Below are 20,086 nucleotides of genomic sequence, written 5' to 3'. Positions count from 1 at the left end.
TTTCGGTACGCCCGGAACGGCCGTGCGGGCCCAAGGGCCTTCGCCCTTGGACCCGCACAGGAGAGTCACCTCAGAGTTGGCTGATCACCGCCCGGGCGTCGCGCTGCAGCGCGGCACGAGCGTCGGCGTCGGTCACGTTGACCGGGCTGGCCGCCAGGTCGACGTACTCCTGCAGCTGCGACCGGGCCGAGGCGTACCGTCCGGCGGCGACGTGCTTGGCGGCCTGGCTGAGACGCTTCTCGAGGACGCTCTCCCCGGCCGGCGTGATCTCACCGGAGCGGGCGAGCCGCTCGGTCAGGGCGGTGAGCTCGGTCAGCGAGGTGGTGGTCGTGAACGTCACCTTCTTCGTCGTCGTACGTCCCGCCCTGTCGGTCGCGGTGACCTCGAGGGTGTGCGAGCCGAGCGAGAGCCGCCACAGGGCGAGCTTGTCGCCGGCGACCGCGGCACCGTCCAGCGTCGCGGCCACGGACCCGACACCGGAGGTGGCGTCGGTGGCCGACCACGACGCATCCCCGGAGTTGCCGACGTCGGCGCCGTCGGAGACACCGGCGACCGCGACCTGCGGCGCGGTCTTGTCGATCCGCACCACGACCTTTCCGGCCTCGGAGACGTTGCCGCCGTTGTCGGTCGCGCGGTAGTGCACGGTCGTGACGCCCTCCGCGGAGACCGTGAGCGGGTTGGCCGCGTTCTCCCAGGTCTGGCCGCCGTCGGTCGAACGCTGCCGCGAGGCGACCGTGCCGTTGTCGGTCGCGGTGACCGTCACCGACACGTTCCCCGTCCACCAGCCGTTCTGCCCGGTCGGCTGAGCCGGGTCGAGCGTCGCGGAGACCGTGGGAGGCGTGACGTCGGCGAAGCCGTCGCCGACGAACTTGATCCGGTCCAGGGTGACGCCCCCGGTGGAGGTCACGAACAGCTCGCCGCTGCCCGTCGGCGCTCCGGTCAGGTCGGACGTCGTCTCGGACCAGTCCTGGCTGTCGACGTCGAACGAGGCGAACGGCGTCGCGTCGGCCGATCCCCATCGCAGCTGCACGGTGCCGGTGCCGCTGGCCCGCAGCTTCGCCGAGGTGATGCCGGCGAGGTTGACGGGCTTCCAGGAGAGCCAGTCACCCGCATCGAGCGAGGTGACCTTCCGCAGGCCGCTCGCCGTCTCGTCCGGGGCGATGGCGACACCCTCGGAGGCGTCGGCCCACTCGACCTCCTGCGACTTCGGGTTGAGGATCATCGACACCTCGGAACGGGCCGCCGGCACACCGTTGGCTCCGTTGTCGGTGTAGCCGATGACGACGACGCCGTAGATGTTCTCCGTCTCGCCGTGCTCGGTGGCGTCGGCAGGAGTCGGGATCGCGAACTGGCAGCCGGTCCCCTGGCTGAGCGGGTGGGCGTGGACGTCGTGCCCGAGGCCGAACGTCCAGGTCACCCGGGAGCACACCGTCGCGTCCCCGTCCTCGGCGTCATCGGTCGCCACCTTGAACGGCACCGCCTGACCCCAGTCGAAGAAGCCACCCTCGGCCGGCGTGGACACCTCGATCGTCGGCGCCACGTTGCCTACGCTGATCGAGGTCGAGGTGATGCCACGACGCCCCTCGGCGTCGGTGACCCGGAGCCGGGCGGTGTAGCGGCCGAGCTCGTCGTAGGTGTACGACGTGGTCGCCCCGGTGGCGTCGAAGGTGCCGTCGCCGTCCAGGTCCCAGTCGTAGGTGAGCGCACCGCCCTCGGGGTCGACCGAGCCCGAACCGTCGAACTCGACGGTCAGCGGCGCCGAGCTGCTGGAGATGGGGTCGGCGACGATGTCCGCGCGCGGTGCCTTGTTGCCGACGCTGTAGTCGATCCGGTAGAGCCCGGCGTCCGGGTTGGCACGGAAGAAGCCGTCACCGTAGTCGAGGACGTAGAGCGACCCGTCCGGCCCGAACTCGATGTCGATCGGGCTGTCGGTGATCGGCTGCCGGTTCGTCTCGAGGTCGGTGTTGGGCAGGAACTGCTCGATGTGCGAGACCGGACCGCTGGGCCAGTCCACGGTGAACGCGGCCAGGTAGTCCTGGGAGAACTCGGCGAAGAACGCCTTGCCGTCCCAGTACTCGGGGAACTTCGTCGGCGAGGGGTTGTCCGCGTCGTAGTGGTAGACCGGACCGCCCATCGGTCCCTGACCGCCGGCCGGGCTGAAGTCGGTCAGCTCGGGCCACGGCTGGTGGGTGTTGTTGTCGCCGTAGTAGAGGGTCGCAGAGGTGGCCGGCGGAAGCGTCGAGAGTCCCGTGTTCCAGCGCGAGTTGTTCTTCGCACCGGCGGCGCAGTCGAAGAACTCCCGCGGCGTCGCGGTCTCGAAGTTCCACTCGTTGTAGTTGAAGTGGTCACCGGTGCAGTACGGCCAGCCGCCGTTGATCGGCTTGTCGATCGAGGTCGTCTGCCACTCGACGTACCCCATCGGGCCACGATCCGGGTTCGGAGCACCTGCGTCCGGGCCGTAGTCGCCCCAGCTCACCGAGTTCGTGGCGGGGTCGACATCGATCCGGAACGGGTTGCGCACACCCATCGCGAAGATCTCCGGCCGCGTCTTCTCCGTCCCGGGGGCGAAGAGGTTGCCGTCGGGGATGGTGTAGCTGCCGTCCTCCTGGACCGCGATCCGCAGGATCTTGCCGCGCAGGTCGTTCGTGTTGCCCGCGCCACGGCGGGAGTCGAAGCCTGGGTTGTAGCCCGGGGCGTCGTTGTTGGGCGCGTAGCCGTTCGCGCCCGGCGTACCTGCCGGGGTGTTGTCGCCCGTGGCCAGGTAGAGGTTGCCCTGGTCGTCGAAGTCGACGTCACCGGCGACGTGGCAGCACTGACCGCGCTGGACCTCGACCTTGAGGATCACCTGCTCGGTCGCGAGATCCAGCTTGTCGGCGGCCTCGTCCCACTTCACGCGGGTGAGCTGGTTGTAGCCCTTCCACTGGTCCCAGTAGGACTCGGTCTGGCCGGCGGGCAGCGTGTTGGGCGCCGAGCCCGACGGCGTGGTCGTCGGGTACGGGCCGGTCATGGTGCGCGGCGCGTAGTAGAGGTAGACCCAGCCCGACTCCTCGAAGTCGGGCGCGAGGGTGATCGTCTGCAGACCGTCCTCGGAGTTGTTGTACGTCGCGATCGTGTTGACCACACGGGTCGTACCGGCATCGGGGTCGACGAGCCGGATGTCGCCGTTGCGCGCGGTGGTGAGCACGCGGCGGTCCGGCAGGACGGCCATGTCGATCGGCTCACCGGTGTCCTTGGTGAGCGTGACCTTCTCGTAGTTGGACCAGTCCAGGGCGAGACCGGCCCCGGGCTCGGTGCCGTGGTCGACCCCGTCATGGGCGGCAGCAGGCGTCGCGAGGGCGAGCCCCGAGGCGAGAACGAGGGCGAATCCGGAGGTCACTGCGAGGAGTGATCGCCGGGCACGACGGCGGGGTACCCCGCCGGCTGAGCTGTATCTGGGCATGACGATTCCTTGGAGAACGAGGGCGGAAGAAGCCAGAGGCGGGCGCCCGAGCACGCCGGTGGCCGGAGCACGCCCCGGTGAGGGCGCGCTCCGGCAGAACGCGGTGGGAGAGGTGGCGGCCGGTCAGCCGCGCAGCTCGTCCATGTTCTGGTAGCTCAGCTTCGCGAAGGCGAGGGACTGACCGGGGTTCAGGGCACCGCCGGGCGCGGTGTCCTGCTCCCACATCGGGTTGTGGTAGCCCCGTGCGGGCATGTCGCCGAAGAAGGCCTGGTAGTCGATGTCGCCCTCCCCGAACGGGGCCATCACATAGCCGTTGGCCTGCGTCTCGTCCTTCTTGCCGTCCTTGGCGTGGAAGAGCGGGAAGCGCATCGGCGCGGACTTGACGACCTCGAGCGGGTCGAAGCGGTCCTCGACGAGGCTGCCGTCGGGGGCGGTGTAGGTGTGGTGCTTGAACTGCGCGACGTGCGCCCAGTAGATGTCCATCTCCAGCGAGACGTAGCGCGGGTCGGTGTTCGCCAGGAACCACTCCAGCCGGCGCACCCCGGACGACCGGGTGGGACGGCCCAGCGCGTCGGCCGGTCCGCTGTCCAGGAGGAAGCTGTACGCCACGTCGTGGTTGTGCGTGTAGAGCTTGAGCCCGTGTCCGGCCGCGCGCTCTCCGAGGATGTTCCAGCGATCGGCTGCGGCCTGCCAGTCGGCCAGGTAGGCCGACCCGGTGGGATCGCTTCCGGTCCCGATGTGCCTCATCCCCAAGATGTTCGCGACCTCGCACGCCGCGTCGAACGCAGCCAGGGAAGCATCGGTGATCGTGGTGGGGACCGACCCATGGTTGCCCTCGGCCTCGAGGCCGTTGTCATCGAGCCACATCCGCAGCAGGTGTGCGCCCTCGACGGTGTTGACGTTGCCGCCGGGCGCGTTGGCGTGCTGGCTGAAGCCCGCGAACTCGATCTGCCGGTAGCCGATCGTCGAGAGCTCTTCCAGGACCGCCTTGAACCCCGAGGCATAAGGACTGGTGGCGGGGTCGCGGCTGATCGCGTCCCGCACCGTGTAGAGGATGATGCCGCGCCGCGGCCGGGGGATCAGCAGCGCGTTGTCGGCGGCAGCGGATCCGGCGAGAGGGACACCGCCGAGGGCGATTCCCGCCGCGGCCATGCCTGTCGTAGCCGCCAGCAGTTGCCGACGGTTGAGCCCGAGCTTGCGTGCGATAGCCGGAACCTCGTGGTTCGCGGCAGGGGTGGGACGGTTGCGCATCAGTGCTCCTTCGGAGGGTGAAGCCACAAGTGAGCCGCAACTGTGACGTGTGTCACGTTGTGCGAACGTCAACCTACGGTTTCATCTCAGCGCGCGTCAATAGTCCACATTCACTATGCGAAAGTTTGAAAGTAATTTTCGAAAGTCGTCTATCGGGGTATCCGGCGCACGAGCCGCGGGGCGAGACATCGCCCGGAACGGCTTCTCGTGGCGCCGAGCCAGAGGCCGGTTCCGTAGGCGAGGTCGTCCAGGCGGCGGCCGAGCAGGGTGGCGGGCCGGACCTCGGTCTCCTGGAACGCGACGGCCGTGTCGACGACGAGGGCGCCGAGGGTCATGCGGCGTACGGTGCGGCTGAGCATGCAGGCCACCAGCGTGACCGGCCACCAGTGGCGCAGCAGGAGGGCTGACTCCTGGCGCAGTGACCAGCCGAGTCCTCGGGTGGCGAGCCGGAGGGCGAGGCCGGTGCGGCCGGGTACGTCCGGGAGCGCCGTCTCGACGGCACGACTCCCCCAGACCAGCGAGGCGAGCGCCGCGGGCGCCGACCACCAGCGGCCGGCGAGGATCGCGGCCCCGGCGGCGGCCATGGCCGGGGAGAGTACGGCCGGGGCGATCGCGTCGCCGTGGCGGCGGCCGAGCTCGGCGCCGCCGGTGCCGTAGACGAGCTTGCGGCCGAGCCAGCCGCGGACGGTGCCGCGGACCTCGTGTCCGGCCTCCAGCTCGGGTTCGTAGCGGACCACGTGTCCGGCCTCGACCAGTCGCCAGACCAGGTCGACGTCCTCGCCGACGCGCAGGTCGTCGGCGAAGCCGCCGACCTGTCTCAGCGTGGCGCTGCGGGCGACGAGGCAGGCAGACGGGAGCCAGCCGACGGCTGCGCCGGGGCGGACCGAGCAGGCCCTCGCGCCGAGCGAGAGCGAGGAGGCGGCCACGTCGTGGCGCTCGAACCAGGCCGGTCGAGCCTTGTCGGTGTGTCCTCGGACCAGCGGCCCCGCCAGCGCGACCCGAGGGTCGGCGAGCTGGCCGGCCAGCTGCGCGAGCATCGTGGGGTCGGCGGCGACGTCGGAGTCGACGAAGGCGACGTAGGGGGTGGTGACCTTGGCGAGGCCGGCGTTGCGGGCGCCGGCGGGTCCGCGGTTGTCGGACAGCGTGAGGAGGGTGGCGCGGTGGCGGCGTACGACCTCTGTGATGGCGGCCGGGTCGCGGGAGGCGTCGTCGACGACGATGACGCTGAGGCCGTCGAGGGCGGCCAGGCAGCGGTCGAGGTGTTCGGGGCGGTCGTGGGCCGGGACGACGGCGGTGAGCTCGGCCGGGTCGACCGGCGCCAGATCCACGGGGTCGGCGAGGTTGCCGTCGAGCAGGCGGCGGGCGATGAGGTCGGTGGTCGCATCGCCGACCCGCACCTCCCGGTCGTTGACGTGGCCGGCGGCGGCCGGCGTGAGGCGCATGGATCGCAGCGGGGAGCCGCCGATCAGCGACAGGCCGCCGTCGGGCGTCGGGAGGAGGCGTACGTCGTCGCGTACCCGCACCGTGAACCCGTCGGGCAGCACGGTCATCCGCCGAAGCCTCCGTCGGCGGCGACGTCCGAGCCGTTGAGCACGGCGCCCGCCCGGGAGCAGGCGTGGACGACGGTGGCGGCGACCTCCTCGGGGGTGAGCGGGCGACGCAGGAGCTGGTGGGCGGCGAGGTCGTCGGGGGTGACGTCGTAGAGGCCGGCGGTCGCGGCCAGCATCGCGGTGTCGGTGGAGCCCGGTGAGACGGCGCAGGCGGTGACCCCGGTCCCGGCGAGGTCGGCGGCCAGGCCCTTCACCAGGCCGACCACGGCATGCTTGGCGGCGTTGTAGGCGGCGAGATGGAACAGCCCGCGTGACCCCGCGGCGGAGGCCAGCGCGACGAACCGGCAGCCGCTGGGATCCGGTCCGGCGAGCATCACGGGGACGACGGCCGCGGCGGTGTTCCAGACCCCGGCGACGTCGATCTGCCACTGCAGGTCGAGCGAGGTGTCCTCCCACAGCGGGCGGCCTCCGGCGATCACCGCGGCGGCGGCGACGGCGATGTCGAGCCGGCCCCACCTGTTGGTCGCGGCACCGACCGCGGTGGCCAGCGCCGCCGGGTCGCGTACGTCACCCACGACCGGTTCCACCCACCCGGCCGGGAGCGAGGCGACCAGGGTGTCCAGGTCGGCCTTCGTGGCCTGGGCGTAGCCCGCCAGTGAGTCCTCGCCGGCGCACCAGTCCAGCGCGACGACGCGTACGCCCTCGGCCACCAGGCCGCGCACGGTGGCCGCGCCGATCCCGCGAGCCGCGCCGGTCACCAGTGCGACCCGGGTCGCTGCCTCCGCACTCATGGCGCCACCGCGCCGATCCGGAGCCGGTCGTAGGCGCCGCCGACCATCGCCTCGAGGACGTGCTTGCCGTGCTCGGCGCTCGCGCCGGTCGGGTCACCGAGCACACCGTTGGCCGAGACGGCCTCGACGCCGCCGGCCCGCATCCGCGGCAGCAGCTCGGCGATCGGGCGGGTGTTGCCCGGGATGGCCCGCCGCAGGCGTACCCGTTCGGGGGCCAGGTGCAGCATGAGCGAGGTCTCGGTGCGGCCGGCGTGCGGGTCGGCGCCGGGAGCCTGGCAGGGCACCCAAGTGACGTCGCGACCCTCGGCGCGGAGGATCGTGACGGCGGCGGTCAGCGCGTCCAGGTTGCCGCCGTGACCGTTGACGAGGACGACCCGGGAGGCCCAGGTGGTCAGCGAGCGGCCGAGCTCGACGAGCACGGTCGTCAGGGCGTCGGTCCCGATCGAGATGGTCCCGGGGAACGACTGATGCTCGCCGCTGGCGCCGATCGGCACGGCCGGTGCGACGGAGGCGCCGATGAGCGGGGCGAGCTCGTCGGCCACCGCGGTCGCGATCACCGTGTCGACGTCGAGAGGCAGGTGGGGGCCGTGCTGCTCGGTGGAGCCCACCGGCACCAGGACCGTGCCGCCCGGCACGATCTCCGGCCAGGGACGGTCGACGAGGCTCACGGCCGGCCCAAGGTCAGCTCGAAACCGTCTGGGATCACCAGGTCCTCGGGGCTGAGCTCGTGGACGGAGGCCTTGCCCATGCCGAGCACGGCGGAGTCGAGGCCGTTGCGGAGGATGTCGAGGACGTTCTCGACGCCGGCCTGGCCGTTGGCGCCCAGGCCCCACAGGTAGGCCCGGCCGATCATCACGGCACGGGCGCCCAGGGCGAGTGCCTTGGCGACGTCGGAGCCGCGGCGTACGCCACCGTCGAGGAGGACCTCGATCTGGTCGCCCACGGCGGTGGCGATCGGGGGCAGCACCCGGATCGTGGCCGGGGTGCCGTCGAGGTTGTTGCCGCCGTGGTTGGAGACCGAGATCGCGTCCACGCCCGCGTCGACCGCCCGCAGCGCGTCGTCGACCCGACAGACGCCCTTGAGCATGAACGGCTTACCGCCGCTCAGCTCCTTCCAGGTCGCCGCCATCCAGGCCACGTCGTCCCACGACGGCGGCGGCGTGGTCATCCACTCGTAGTAGGCGCCGAAGAACGTGGGCGGCTCCCCCAGGCTGCCGTCGTCGGCGATCGGGGCCAGGTTGGGCGCGGTCAGGTCCGGGATGCCGCCGCTGCGGGCGTACGCCGCCAGCCATCTCCCCCGGCTCATCACCTGCGGCGCGAACCTGAGCATCGCGGAGAGATCGACCTTCTCCGGGATCTCCGGGCTGCCCCAGTCACGACCCATCGAGAAGGACCAGTCCAGGGTCGCGATCAGCGCCTTCGCGCCGGCGGCGTGCGCGCGGCGCATCCGGCGGATCATCACCTCCCGGTCACCGGTCCAGTACATCTGGAAGAAGGTCGCCGGGTTGGCCGCCACGACCTCCTCGACCGGCTTCGAGGCGAAGTTCGACAACCCCATCACGGTCCCCCGGGCCGCCGCCGCCCGCGCGACCGCGACCTCGCCGTCCGGATGCACGGCCTGTACGCCGGTGGGCGAGATGATCACCGGGAACCCGATCTCCTGGCCCAGCACCGTGGTCGACAGCTCACGCTTGTCGTGATGGCCGGCCACATGCGGCGCGAGCCCGAGGTCGGCGAAGGCCTGCTGGTTGTCCGCGATCGTCTGGCCGCGCTCGGAGCCGGCCAGCAACGCTGCGTACACAGGCTTCGGGAGTCGCTTGCGGGCACGCTCCTGCGCCACCGCGACGGACTCGAACCACGGATTCTGCTTCCACGGGTTCTTCCAGGGCATCTTCGTTCTCGCTTCTGTCAGGGGTTCGTTCAGTTCGGGGCGAAGCCGGCCAGGGGCGACTCGGCGCATGCACTCACCGGAGGGACCAGCTCGGCATCGGGCCGGCGCCGGGAGAGGGTGAGCAGCACCGGTGCGTTGCGGCTCGGCGCGCTGCGCGAGTGGTCCTGGCCGACCGCGGGGATGGTCCGGGCACCCGCCAGCGCGGTCTCGCCGTAGCCCTGGACACACTCCGGGTCGGGCCCGTCCAGCGGCAGGCCGGTGAAGAACTTCGCCGCCATGCAGCCGCCCCGGCAGGAGTCGTAGTGGGCACAGCCCGAGCAGGCGCCACCGGTCTGCGGCTCGCGCAGCTCCTGGAAGAGGCTCGAGGTCTTCCAGACGTTGTCGAAGCCGCCGTCGGTGAGCACGTTGCCCGCCAGGAACTGGTCGTGGATCGCGAACGGACAGGCGTAGACGTCGCCGACCGGGTCGATCAGGCACACCACCCGACCAGCGCCACACAGATTCAGCCCGGGCAGCGCCCCGCTGCCGTCCTCAGGACCGAAGGCAGCCAGATGGAAGAAGGAGTCCCCGGTGAGCACGTTGTCGCCGTTCGCGACCAGCCAGTCGTAGAGCTCCCGCTGCTGCTCCGGCAACGGGTGCAGCTCGTCCCACACATCCGCACCGCGGCCCGAGGGACGCAGCCGGGTCAACCGCAGCGTCGCCCCGAACCGGTCCGCGATCGCCTTGAACTCATCCAGCTGCCCGATGTTCTCCCGGGTGCAGACCACGCTGAGCTTGGCGTCGCGGAACCCCGCCTCGTGCAGGTTGCGCAGCGCGGTGATCGCGGTGTCGTACGACCCGGTCCCCCGCACCCGGTCGTTGACCTCGGCGGTGGCACCGTCGAGGGAGATCTGGACGTCGACGTAGTCGCTCGCGGCCAGCCACCGCGCCCGCTCCGGAGTCAGCCGGACACCGTTGGTGGAGAACTTCACCCCCACGTCGTGGGCCACGGCGTACTCGACCAGGTGCCAGAAGTCGGGGCGCACCGTCGGCTCGCCACCGCCGATGTTCACGTAGAAGACCTGCATCCGCTGCAGCTCGTCGATCACCGCCTCGCACTGCTCGGTGCTCAGCTCACGCGGGTCGCGCCGGCCGCTGCTCGACAGGCAGTGCGCACACTCCAGGTTGCACGCGTACGTCAGCTCCCAGGTCAGGCAGATCGGCGCATCCAGGCCGAGCTCGAAGTGCTCCACCAGCTTCATCGTCTCGCTCCCTGCCCGACGGGTCGGATCATGTCGGTCCGGGCGAGGCCGGAGAGCGCAGCGACGTACGCAGCGTGCTGGCCCTCCGGCACCCCCGATGCCACGAGCGCACCGCGTACGTCCGGGTGCGACTCCAGAGCACGCACGACCGCCACCAGCTCGGGACGCTTGAGGAAGGTCAGCTTCCGGTTCCCGAAGTGGTAGGCCAGCGCCCCGAACGGCTCGGGACGCAGCGCCACCGACGGCGACAGCGCCCACGCGCTGTCCAGGCTCACGGCAGTCATCTCAGTAGACGCCGCACATGCCGTCGATCGAGACCTCCTCGATCAGCGACTCCTCGGTCAGGGCCTCGTCCACGACCTGGGTGTTCTCGTCAGGGTTCATGACAGCTCTCCTTCATTCCGCTCCGAAGTGACTCACACCACATTAATGACACTCGGGGTCAAAAAGATAGAAGGACGTCAGAAACAATGCACTCTTTGCCGAAGCGGCTCCTGATAGATTGCGACGGATGCCGACCACGCCCGCCCATGCGAAGCCGCGCAGCTCGCTCCGCGGCCGCCCGGCGGTGACATCCCACGCGGAGATCGAGCAGGCGGCCTTCCGGCTCTTCGTGACCAAAGGCTTCGAGGCCACCACCCTCGACGACATCGGCGAGGCGATCGGGGTGGGCCGACGCACCATCACCCGCTACTACCCGTCCAAGAACGACATCCCCTGGGGACAGTTCGACCGCACCCTCGACGGCTTCCGCGAGATCCTGCGCGCCATGCCCGAAGGCCTCCCGCTCCACGAGGCGGTCCACCGCGGCGTACTCGCCTTCAACGACTTCCCCGCCGACGCCAGCCCCAGCCACCGCGACCGGATGCGGCTGATCCTGACCACGCCGGCACTCCAGGCCCACTCCGTGCTCCGCTACGCGAGCTGGCGCGAGGTCATCGCCGAGTACGTCGCCGAGCGCACCGGCACGCGGCCCGACGACCTGCTCCCCCAGACCGTCGGCCAGGTCGCCCTGGCCCTGGCGCTGACCTCCTACCAGGCATGGCTCGCCGACGAGGACGCCTCGCTCCCCCACCTGCTCGACGCCACGATGGCGCACCTGCGCTCGTACGTCTCGGCCTGACGCCCGCTCGAGGCGTCATCTGCCGCTATCGACCCGCCAACGACAGTGCCGCGTCCAAGATCGAGGCTGTGTCGATCCCGTGGATTCGATAGGCGTCGTCGAGGTCGGAGGACTGCCCGAACTCGGTGACGCCCAGGCATCGGATCTGGTCACCGCGGGCTCCCGCCAAGAACGACAGCGTGTGGGGATGCCCGTCCATGACAGTGACCAAGGGCGCTGGCGCCGCCGCGGGAAACAGGTCGTCGATGATGTTGCCGCCCTCTCCAGGGTTTCGACGCGCGCGCTGCTGGAGAGAACGGAACACCAGGTCGGGACTCGTCAGGCAGACGACTCCTGCCACCACACCCTGATCGGCCAGGATCTCAGCGGCGCGCACGACCTCAGGCATGATCGCCCCGACACCGACGAGCGTGACGTCCTCGATTCGGGGATCATGGCCGGAGAGTCGGTAGCCTCCGGCGATCGCCTGACGGCGGCGGCGTTCGAGCAGATCGGGGTCGTCAGGAAGCGACGCTGCAGCCGGATCGATGGGACGCGTGGAGAGACGGAAGTACGCTGAGGTTCCGCCGGCGATGCCGACCTGGCTCATTGCGTGCAGGAACGTCCACTCCAGATCCTGGGGAAAGCATGGCTCCCAGGCGACACAACCAGGCTGCTCCAGGCCGATCGACGGGGTGGTGATGGACTGATGAGCTCCGCCTTCGGGAGCGAGCGTGACCCCCGAGGGCGTACCCACCAGGATGGATTGCGCCCCGGCGTAGATGCCGTAGGACCAGGGTTCGAGGGCCCGGGAGACGAAGGGGTCGTAGAGAGTGGCGATCGGGATGAGGCGCTCGCCCCAACGGCTCCAGGTCGTCCCGAGCTCACCCAGGAGGCCGACCAGATTGACCTCCGCGATCCCGAGCTCGATGTGGCGGCCGCTGGTCACCTCCGACCATTTGAGGACTCGCTCCGCATCATCGGCGAACCAGTCGCGCCGGTCCTCGACCGACCAGACGCCGGTCTTGTTGATCCATCCACCGAGGTTCGTCGAGGAGGCGACGTCGGGGCTGCAGGTCACGACCCGTGCTGCCGCCAGAGGAGCATCGCGTGGGAGATCGGCCAGCAACCTTCCCAACGCCGCCTGGGTGGAGATCGGCTTGCGGTAGGGGTGACCCAGCGAGGGTGGGACCGGTAGGGCCGGCGCTGCCTGGTGCGGGCTGCGGCGAAGCGCGGCGGCGCGCCGGGCACAGAGCTCCGCTGCCTCTGATCCGGGCGCCAGGCGTCGCCACGGATCCTCGACGCTGCTGCCCGTGCTCTCCGCGAGCGTAGACATCTGGGACTCGGTGAGGAGCGCCGAGTGGTTGTTGGGATGTCCCTCCGTCGGGAGCCCTCGCCCCTTGATCGTGTACGCGAACACCACGCTCGGCCGATGAGTGTCGAGGGAGCCGAAGGTCTCGATCAGCTGCGGAAGGTCGTGGCCACCCAGGTCGCGAACAGCCTCGGCGAGTTCGTCGGGAGCGGTTCGATCGACGAGGTCCTGGAGCTCTCTGCTCGCCCCGGAGGCGACGATGCGTGCGCCGACCTCGGAGCCGTCCACACGCAGCATGCGCTGATACTCCTCGTTCGGCATCTGTTCGAGACGAGCACGCAGGTCGGCGCCGCCCGGTTGCTCGAACAGCCGCGAGATCGACTGTCCCCATTTGAGGGTGACGACCTGCCATCCCGCAGCCGCGAACATCCCCTGGAGTCGTTCGATCTGGATGTCGGGGATCACTCGGTCGAGGGACTGGCGGTTCAGGTCGACCACCCACATCAGCTCGCCCAGGCGGGAGACCGCGGGGTCGGCGATCGCTTCCCAGACCGCTCCCTCGTCGAGCTCGGCGTCACCGAGCAGGCTGATGAAACGACCGGCCTCGGGCGCGGTGTCGACGTGCGACCGAAGGTAGCGATGCGACATCGCCGCCCACAGCGCTGCGGTCGCGCCGATGCCCACGGAGCCGGTGGAGAAGTCCACGGTGTCCGGGTCCTTCAGCCGGCTGGGGTAGCTCTGCAAGCCGCCTTTGGCCCGCAGGGTCGGCAGGTAGGTCTCGTCGAGGTCTCCCAGCAGATAGTTGATCGCGTGCAGCACCGGAGAAGCATGAGGCTTGACCGACACCCGATCGTGACGGGTGAGCTCGTGGAACCAGAGCGCGACCATGATCTCGACGATCGAGGCACAGGAGGCCGGGTGTCCGCCGACCTTGACGCCGGTCCGGTTGGGACGGCCACGGTTCGCCGCGTCCACGATCGCGGTGGCGAGCCAGCGGACGCGTTGTGCCACTGCTCGGAGCGCGGCGATCGTCTCCGGCGAGCTCGTCGGGACGGTCGTGCGGACGACATCGGCATCGGTCATGCGATCTCCCTGGGCCTGGCCTGGCGTTTACCCCGCCTGATCACGAGAAGAGTCCAGCGTAGGCGTTGAGGGCCGGCTGCCCACCGAGGTGGGCGTAGAGCACCGTCGAATCGGACCCGATCTCACCCTGGGTGACGAGGTCGATCAGTCCGGCCATCGACTTGCCCTCGTACACGGGGTCGATGATCATGCCCTCGAGTTCCCCCGAGAGCCGGATCGCGTCGATGGTCGACTCGACCGGGATCCCGTAGAGGTCGCCGGCCCAGCCATCGAGGACGGTGATCTCGTCGTCGCGCAGGTCGCGGCCGAGGCCGATCAGCTCGGCCGTGTGCCGTGCGATCCGCTCGACCTGGGCGCGGGTCTTCTCGAGCGTGGCCGAGGCGTCGATGCCGATGATCCGCCGCGGGCGATCCTGCCCGGCGAACCCGGCGATCATCCCGGCATGGGTCGACCCGGTGACGGTGCAGACGACGATGGTGTCGAAGAAGACGCCGAGCTCGGCCTCCTGCTCCTCGACCTCGCGTGCCCAGTTGGCGAAGCCGAGACCGCCGAGCGGGTGCTCGGAGGCGCCGGCGGGGATGCCGTACGGCGTACCGCCGGCGTCGCGTACGTCCTTCATCGCCTGTTCCCAGGAGTCCCTGATGCCGATGTCGAAGCCGCTCGCGTCCAGTCGTACGTCGGCTCCCATGATCCGGGAGAGCATGATGTTGCCGACCCGGTCGTTCGTGACGTCGGGCCAGTCCACCCACTTCTCCTGAACCAGCCGGGCCTTGAGCCCGAGTTTCGCGGCTACCGCGGCCACCTGGCGGGTGTGGTTGGACTGGTACCCGCCGATCGACACCAGCGTGTCCGCCCCACTGGCGAGAGCATCCGGGACGATGTACTCCAGCTTGCGGGTCTTGTTACCGCCGTAGGCGAGCCCGGAGTTGCAGTCCTCGCGCTTGGCCCAGATCTGTGCGCCGCCCAGGTGCTTGGTCAGCCGGTCGAGCCGGTGGATCGGGCTGGGGCCGAACAGCAGCGGATAGCGGTCGAAGTCGTCGAGCGACATGATGGTTCCTCTCGGTGAGTGATTGAGCTGAGGTCATACGAAGGAAATAACTCTTGGGGAACAATGGGCCTGTGCCTGCGCCCTTTGCGACCCCGCTCGATGAGCTGGATCGCAAGATCGTGGCGGCGATGCAGGTCGACGGGCGGGTGAGCTGGAGACGGATCGCCGAGGTGCTGGACGAACCCGAGCGGACCATCACGAGGCGTGGCACCGACCTCCTCGCCAAGCGGGTGATCCAGATATCCAGCCTCGATGGTCACAACGCCGCCGTGATGGTGCGAGCCGAGTGCGCGGTCGGCGCCGTGCGGAGCACGGCGACGGCGTTGGCGCAGCGCCCCGACTGCGTGTTCGCATACGCCCTCACCGGCCGGGTCGACTGTGTCGCCGAGATCAGGGTGAGCACTGCGAACCTGCCCCGGCTCGTACTCGACGAACTGCCCGCCACGGTCGGTCTGGCAAGGGCACACGCCGACCCCGTTCTGCGCATCCTCCGGTCCGTACGTCAATGGCGCCCGCCGATCCTGACCCCGGCACAGATCGCTGCGCTCGAGGCGCCACCCTTCGGTCTGCAGCAGCCCGATGGGAGCGAGCCGGAGCCCCTCACGCCCACCGACCGCGCCATCACCCAGGTGCTGCGCCGAGATGGTCGGGCGAGCACCACCGAGATCGCTCGAGGCGCCGGGATCAGTGAGTCGACCGCCCGGCGACGGCTGGAGTGGCTCCTGGTCAACCGTCGCGTGTGGTCGCGGGCCGTGGTCGAACCAGCCCTGCTGGGCTTCCCGTTCGAGGCGATGATCTGGGTACGTGTCCTTCCGGGGCGCCTCGACACGTTCGTCAAGCACGTTCTCGCTGAGCCACGAGTGCGGCAGATGAGTGCGCTGGCGGGTGAGTACGACCTGGCCATCAACGTCGCGGTAGCGGACCAGGCCTCCCTCTACGAGCTGATCGACACCGCGCCATGGCGTCAGATGGTGCAGAGTCGGCAGATCTCGGTCATCCTCGAGGCGATGAAGCGCTCCGGGGTGCGTCTGCCTCTCGGCGCCCATGCGACCTGATCCCGTCACCCGAGTCATCGAACCGGGACTCCGGGTCCCAGCGGGATCCCAGCTGCGTACCAGAGCGCGAAGAAGAGCGTCCAGACCACCAGCAGCACCAACGCGATCGGCAACGTGTAGGAAGCCAGGGTGCCGATGCCCGCGCTGCGCCGGTACTGCTGCATGTATCCCAGCGCGAGGATGAAGTAGGCGCTCATCGGGGTGACGGCGTTCGTGCACGAGTCGCCGATGCGGTAAACCGTCTGAGCCACCTCCGGCGAGATGTCGACGTACATCAGCATCGGCACCACGACCGGGGCGATCAGCGACCACATCGCCGATCCACTCGTGACCATCAGGTTCACGGCACTGACCACCACCACCAGGATCGCGAGGATCACCAGCGTCGGCGCATCCAGCCGCTCGAGCAGCGCTGCGCCGTCGACCGCGACCACCGAGCCGATACCGGTCCAGGAGAAGTAGGCGAGGAACTGGGAGATGGAGAAGAACAGGACGACGATCGGCGCGATCAGACGTACGCCTTCGGCCATCAGCCCCGGCAGGTCACCCAGCGACGCGATCGATCCGGTCTGCCGCCCGTAGACGAACCCCATGGTGGCGAAGAGCAGGGAGACGACGACCGCCATGTTGAGCAGGATGATCGACTCCGAGAGTGTGCCGGACTCCCCGCGCAGCGGCGAGCCGGGCGGCAACGTGATGGCGAAGGCGACCGCCAGCATGGCGGCACCGACGGCGAGCGCCTGCCACATCGCGCGCCGGTCCCGGGACGACAGCGTCAGATCCATCGGCTCGCCGTCCGCCAGTTCGTCGGACTCCGCCTCCGGGCGCCGGTTGAGGACGAACTCGATCATCACGGTGACCACCACCGCGACCAGGACGGAGGAGGCGGCGTTCCAGAAGTAGCTCGCCGTCGGGGTGACCACATAGTTCGGGTCGACGATCTGGGCGGCGCTGGTGGTCAGGGATCCGATGATCGCGTCCGAGGGGGTGACCAGTGGGCTGGCGTTGTATCCGGCGGAGATCGATACGTACGCCGTGACCACCCCGATGACCGGGTTCCGTCCCGCCGCCTTGAATGCCAGCGCCGCCATGGGGATCAAGATGACGAACGCGGCGTCGAACGTCACGTGAGCCACGGTCCCGGCGAACGCGACGGCGAATGTCACCCATCGAGCCGGCAGCCGCACGATGGTTGCCCGCAGCACCGCTTCGGTCAGACCGCTACGTTCGGCGACCGCCACGCCCATGAGCACGGTGACCACGACGGGCAGCGGTGGAAATCCGGCGAAGTTCTCCAGCGCGGAGTCGAGCGCGTAGGTGAGGCCGTCCAGCGACAGCAGGTTCTGCACTCGCTGGGTCTCGTCGGTGCCGGGAAGGGTCACGGACACGTTCGCGGCCGCCATGACGGCGCTGGCCACCGCGAGGACTCCACTGAGGATCCAGAACAGCCAGAATGGGTGCGGCAGCTTGTTGCCGATTCGTTCGACTGCTGCGAGGACAGAGAAGATCCGTCGCATCGCAGGAGACATGGCGTTGATCTCGTCTGGGCTGGTCGTGCTCATGATGGACTCCCTCAGCCGGGTCAGGTAGTGGCCGGGACGCTAGCAACGTCGGATGTCAGTCACATCACCTCAGACAGCCTTGCCGTCCTTTGGCGGAATCGGCCACAACCGTGGCGAATCTGCATCACTTGAGCAGTACACGACCGCCCCTGCTGACGGAGATCGCAAACATCGCCGACGATGTGGCCATGGAAAGCACCGAACTCTGCGACCTCGGCCTTCTCGAGATGACCGGTCTCCTTCGCGCACGCCGGTTGTCCGCACGGGAGGCGGTGACCGCCCATCTCGAACGCATCGACCAGGTCAACGGAGCCATCAACGCGGTGTGCACGCTCGATGCCGACCGCGCACTCGAGGCCGCCGCCGAGGCCGACCGCAGGGCCGCGGCCGGCCAACCGCTCCCGGTGCTGCACGGTGTCCCGATGACCCACAAGGACACCCACGACACCGCGGGGATGCGTACCACTCTCGGGTCTGCGGTCTACGCCGACAGGGTCCCGTCCACCGACGCACCGATCGTCGCGATGCTCCGTGCTGCCGGCGTGATCACGACAGGCAAGACGAATGTCCCCGAGCTCGCCGCGGGTTCCCACACCTTCAACCCGGTCTTCGGGACGACGACCAATCCCTACGACCCCACCCGCAGCGCGGGAGGGTCGAGCGGTGGCGTCGCCGCCGCGGTGGCCGCGGGCATCCAGCCGGCCGGTGATGCCAGTGACATGGGCGGCTCGATCCGTACGCCGGCTTCGTTCTGCAACCTGATCGGCCTCCGCCCTTCGGCCGGCCTGGTTCCGCTCGGCAACGCGAACGACCCGTGGGCCTGGATATCCCGCAAGGGCGCACTGGCCCGCACCGTCGCCGACCTGCGGTTGATGATGTCGGTCATCGGGCGCTCGCACCCGTCTTCCGCGATTCACCCGCCGGGCCAGCACCCGGTGAGCGACCGAGTGCGGGCCGGCGACCTCTCCGGCCTACGCGTGGCGTGGACCCCCGACCTCGGCCTCGGTATCCCGGTCTCGGGTCCGGTGCTCTCCGTGCTCGCCGAGCAGGTTCGTCACTTCGAGACGCTGGGCGCCCGGGTCGAGGTCGCCGCTCCGGATCTCCGGGACGCCGACGAGGTCTTCTTCACCACACGCGCCCTCGACTTCTCCACCACCTACGAACAGATCTACCTCGAGCATCGCGACGAGCTGAAGCCTGCGTTGCAGTGGAACATCGAGCGTGGCTTGGCGCTGACCTCCGACGATCTCCGCTCCGCGACCCGTGCCCGTTCCCGCCTGCATCGGTCCACGACGGCGTTCTTCGACCGCTATGACGTGCTGCTCGCCCCGGCGACCCAGGTACAGCCCTTCGATGCCTCGCTGGAGTACCCGACCGAGATCGACGGTGTCCGCATGGAGACCTACCTGGACTGGATGCGGGCGGCAACGCTCATCTCGGCGACGGGCCTGCCCGCCATGTCGGTGCCGGCCGGCTTCGACATCGATGGTTTGCCCGTAGGTCTTCAGATGGTGGGCGCGGACGGATCCGACGATCTCCTGATGGCGGTGGCCGAAGCCTTCGAGCAGGTCAACCCGCAGCACCACATCCGTCCGGACCGAAGAGCTACGCGGCCAGCGAGCGCCCTCTAGACCACTGCCGGGCTCACCGACGCCGCCGATCGCTCCTCCGTCGGCCGGTGAAAGATCGCCACGAGGGCGAACCAGATCAAGATGCAGATGCCGGCCGGGCTCAGGTACGACTCGGGAAGCACGCCCCCCACGAAGGAGTACGCGGCGAGCCAGAGCCCCGTGACCGTGCCGATCACGGTGACCGGCCAAGCCCTGCTGACCAGCGAACTCGACACGATCCACACACCGGCGAGCACATGGCCGCCGAGCCGGACCGCCCAGGCCGTGTCGTACGGGACGTTGTTGATCATCAGAATGCCGGCGAGCACGTCCAGGGCCACCCATCCGTAGCCGGCGGCCTTGGCCCACGGTGCCGCCTCCAGGCGCGCGACGAGGAAGAGGATGGAAAGGTGGAAGAAGACCCCCAGGTATTCTCCCCACGCCACGTCCGGATTCACGAAGAAGGCGATGGCGATCGGGAAGAACAGCACGAGGGGAAGAAGCGCCACAGCGCGCAGGCTGAGGTAAGGCCGTCGGGAATCGAGCATTGCGGAAGTCCTTACTCGCAGGTCGGGTTGTACGGGCAAACCTAGAAGGGCGGTGTTGATATGTCAACAGAGGACTCGAGTGAGGCGACCGAGCTGTGGCTGCTGTGGAAGCGCGCGCACGAGACGGTTCGCTCCGCGGTCGTCGCTGACATGACCGCAGCGTCCGGTCTCTCGGAGGCCGAACTGAGCGTCCTGGTGTGCCTGTACGAATCTGGTGGCGTCCTCCGGCAGAACGCCATCGCCGCCGATCTGGGCTGGGATCGGACCCGGCTCTCGCACCAGCTGACCAGGATGGAGAAACGTGACTACGTGACGCGGGACAAGGTCGCCAACGGCGTCGAAGTCGCGTTGCGACCGGAGGGCCGACGCACGATCGAGGCGGCAGGGCCGTCCCTGGACGCCTCGACCCGTCGACACCTGCTGGACCGGCTCGGGCCTGACGACGCGGCAGCGCTCAAGGCGATCGTCGAGCGTTTGCTGTCCAGTGACAGCAGTCGCTGAACGCCCACCAGGTCCGCCTCGGAGACACCTGATTTCGGAGAACGGCTAGGCGCGTGGTGGCTCGACCAAGGGGCTGCGCAAATAGGATCAGGGCGGTGTTTC

The 20,086-nt window shown here is 69.4% G+C and carries 17 protein-coding genes; 4 read left to right on the top strand and 13 right to left on the bottom strand.

Annotated elements, in window-relative coordinates:
* Positions 1–70: 70 nt before the first annotated feature.
* The 9 genes from UG56_RS16545 to mftA form a co-directional block, all read right to left on the bottom strand.
* Positions 71–3,376, bottom strand: coding sequence for a PQQ-dependent sugar dehydrogenase (locus UG56_RS16545; protein ID WP_045550072.1), 3,306 nt, complete (start codon positions 3,374–3,376; stop codon positions 71–73).
* 186 nt (positions 3,377–3,562) lie between these two features.
* On the bottom strand, positions 3,563–4,690 hold the full coding sequence (locus tag UG56_RS16540; RefSeq protein ID WP_045550073.1) for a sugar phosphate isomerase/epimerase family protein: 1,128 nt from the start codon (positions 4,688–4,690) through the stop codon (positions 3,563–3,565).
* A gap of 149 nt (positions 4,691–4,839) precedes the next feature.
* Entirely contained in the window at positions 4,840–6,240 is a 1,401-nt protein-coding gene (gene mftF / locus UG56_RS16535) for a mycofactocin biosynthesis glycosyltransferase MftF (protein ID WP_071327141.1), read from the bottom strand.
* On the bottom strand, positions 6,237–7,031 hold the full coding sequence (locus UG56_RS16530) for a mycofactocin-coupled SDR family oxidoreductase (protein ID WP_071327140.1): 795 nt from the start codon (positions 7,029–7,031) through the stop codon (positions 6,237–6,239). Before UG56_RS16530 ends, mftF begins: the two co-directional genes overlap by 4 nt.
* Complete coding sequence (gene mftE, locus UG56_RS16525; protein WP_045548909.1) at positions 7,028–7,699, bottom strand: mycofactocin biosynthesis peptidyl-dipeptidase MftE; 672 nt, start codon at positions 7,697–7,699, stop codon at positions 7,028–7,030. Before mftE ends, UG56_RS16530 begins: the two co-directional genes overlap by 4 nt.
* The gene (gene mftD / locus UG56_RS16520; protein WP_045548910.1) at positions 7,696–8,922 is read right to left on the bottom strand and encodes a pre-mycofactocin synthase MftD; all 1,227 of its coding nucleotides are present in this window, start codon (positions 8,920–8,922) and stop codon (positions 7,696–7,698) included. Before mftD ends, mftE begins: the two co-directional genes overlap by 4 nt.
* Before the next feature lie 29 nt (positions 8,923–8,951).
* Entirely contained in the window at positions 8,952–10,163 is a 1,212-nt protein-coding gene (gene mftC / locus UG56_RS16515) for a mycofactocin radical SAM maturase (protein ID WP_045548911.1), read from the bottom strand.
* Positions 10,160–10,438, bottom strand: a complete 279-nt coding sequence (gene mftB / locus UG56_RS16510) for a mycofactocin biosynthesis chaperone MftB (RefSeq protein WP_256206683.1) — start codon at positions 10,436–10,438, stop codon at positions 10,160–10,162. Before mftB ends, mftC begins: the two co-directional genes overlap by 4 nt.
* A 10-nt stretch (positions 10,439–10,448) precedes the next feature.
* Entirely contained in the window at positions 10,449–10,547 is a 99-nt protein-coding gene (mftA, locus tag UG56_RS16505; RefSeq protein ID WP_071327139.1) for a mycofactocin precursor MftA, read from the bottom strand.
* Between the two features lie 127 nt (positions 10,548–10,674).
* Between mftA and mftR the strand changes: the two genes are divergently transcribed.
* A complete protein-coding gene (mftR, locus tag UG56_RS16500; RefSeq protein ID WP_045548913.1) occupies positions 10,675–11,286 on the top strand; it encodes a mycofactocin system transcriptional regulator in 612 nt (203 codons plus the stop codon).
* A gap of 25 nt (positions 11,287–11,311) precedes the next feature.
* On the opposite strand, the gene UG56_RS16495 is transcribed toward mftR, so the two are convergent.
* Together UG56_RS16495 and UG56_RS16490 are read right to left on the bottom strand one after the other, a co-directional pair.
* Entirely contained in the window at positions 11,312–13,660 is a 2,349-nt protein-coding gene (locus UG56_RS16495; RefSeq protein ID WP_045548914.1) for a transketolase-like TK C-terminal-containing protein, read from the bottom strand.
* Positions 13,661–13,700: 40 nt separating this feature from the next.
* Positions 13,701–14,708, bottom strand: a complete 1,008-nt coding sequence (locus UG56_RS16490) for a 1-aminocyclopropane-1-carboxylate deaminase (RefSeq protein WP_045548915.1) — start codon at positions 14,706–14,708, stop codon at positions 13,701–13,703.
* Positions 14,709–14,779: 71 nt separating this feature from the next.
* On the opposite strand from UG56_RS16490, the gene UG56_RS16485 reads away from it, so the two are divergent.
* Complete coding sequence (locus tag UG56_RS16485; protein WP_084101158.1) at positions 14,780–15,763, top strand: Lrp/AsnC family transcriptional regulator; 984 nt, start codon at positions 14,780–14,782, stop codon at positions 15,761–15,763.
* Positions 15,764–15,777: 14 nt separating this feature from the next.
* Here the strand turns inward: UG56_RS16485 and UG56_RS16480 are convergent, their stop codons facing one another.
* The gene (locus UG56_RS16480) at positions 15,778–17,325 is read right to left on the bottom strand and encodes an AbgT family transporter (RefSeq protein ID WP_045548916.1); all 1,548 of its coding nucleotides are present in this window, start codon (positions 17,323–17,325) and stop codon (positions 15,778–15,780) included.
* A gap of 188 nt (positions 17,326–17,513) precedes the next feature.
* On the opposite strand from UG56_RS16480, the gene UG56_RS16475 reads away from it, so the two are divergent.
* Complete coding sequence (locus UG56_RS16475; protein WP_045548917.1) at positions 17,514–18,956, top strand: amidase; 1,443 nt, start codon at positions 17,514–17,516, stop codon at positions 18,954–18,956.
* On the opposite strand, the gene UG56_RS16470 is transcribed toward UG56_RS16475, so the two are convergent.
* Positions 18,953–19,483 (bottom strand): hypothetical protein, encoded by a 531-nt coding sequence (locus tag UG56_RS16470; protein ID WP_045548918.1) that lies wholly within the window; start codon positions 19,481–19,483, stop codon positions 18,953–18,955. The genes UG56_RS16475 and UG56_RS16470 overlap by 4 nt on opposite strands.
* A gap of 150 nt (positions 19,484–19,633) precedes the next feature.
* Between UG56_RS16470 and UG56_RS16465 the strand changes: the two genes are divergently transcribed.
* Complete coding sequence (locus UG56_RS16465) at positions 19,634–19,984, top strand: MarR family winged helix-turn-helix transcriptional regulator (RefSeq protein WP_256206682.1); 351 nt, start codon at positions 19,634–19,636, stop codon at positions 19,982–19,984.
* The last annotated feature ends 102 nt before the right edge of the window (positions 19,985–20,086 follow it).

The organism is Nocardioides luteus (assembly GCF_000960475.2).
Taxonomy (GTDB): domain Bacteria; phylum Actinomycetota; class Actinomycetes; order Propionibacteriales; family Nocardioidaceae; genus Nocardioides; species Nocardioides luteus_A.
The sequence above is the reverse complement of the archived record's forward strand: the minus strand, read 5'-3'. Positions and strand labels throughout refer to the sequence as shown.

What these genes read in the sequence shown, in the direction of transcription:
- UG56_RS16465 (WP_256206682.1), top strand. Translation starts at nt 19,634, where the DNA reads ATGACCGCAGCGTCCGGTCTCTCGGAGGCCGAACTGAGCGTCCTGGTG.
- UG56_RS16495 (WP_045548914.1), bottom strand. Translation starts at nt 13,660, where the DNA reads ATGACCGATGCCGATGTCGTCCGCACGACCGTCCCGACGAGCTCGCCG.
- UG56_RS16480 (WP_045548916.1), bottom strand. Translation starts at nt 17,325, where the DNA reads ATGAGCACGACCAGCCCAGACGAGATCAACGCCATGTCTCCTGCGATG.
- mftF (WP_071327141.1), bottom strand. Translation starts at nt 6,240, where the DNA reads ATGACCGTGCTGCCCGACGGGTTCACGGTGCGGGTACGCGACGACGTA.
- mftR (WP_045548913.1), top strand. Translation starts at nt 10,675, where the DNA reads ATGCCGACCACGCCCGCCCATGCGAAGCCGCGCAGCTCGCTCCGCGGC.
- UG56_RS16530 (WP_071327140.1), bottom strand. Translation starts at nt 7,031, where the DNA reads ATGAGTGCGGAGGCAGCGACCCGGGTCGCACTGGTGACCGGCGCGGCT.
- mftC (WP_045548911.1), bottom strand. Translation starts at nt 10,163, where the DNA reads ATGAAGCTGGTGGAGCACTTCGAGCTCGGCCTGGATGCGCCGATCTGC.
- mftA (WP_071327139.1), bottom strand. Translation starts at nt 10,547, where the DNA reads ATGAACCCTGACGAGAACACCCAGGTCGTGGACGAGGCCCTGACCGAG.
- UG56_RS16540 (WP_045550073.1), bottom strand. Translation starts at nt 4,690, where the DNA reads ATGCGCAACCGTCCCACCCCTGCCGCGAACCACGAGGTTCCGGCTATC.
- UG56_RS16490 (WP_045548915.1), bottom strand. Translation starts at nt 14,708, where the DNA reads ATGTCGCTCGACGACTTCGACCGCTATCCGCTGCTGTTCGGCCCCAGC.
- UG56_RS16475 (WP_045548917.1), top strand. Translation starts at nt 17,514, where the DNA reads ATGGAAAGCACCGAACTCTGCGACCTCGGCCTTCTCGAGATGACCGGT.
- mftD (WP_045548910.1), bottom strand. Translation starts at nt 8,922, where the DNA reads ATGCCCTGGAAGAACCCGTGGAAGCAGAATCCGTGGTTCGAGTCCGTC.
- UG56_RS16470 (WP_045548918.1), bottom strand. Translation starts at nt 19,483, where the DNA reads ATGCTCGATTCCCGACGGCCTTACCTCAGCCTGCGCGCTGTGGCGCTT.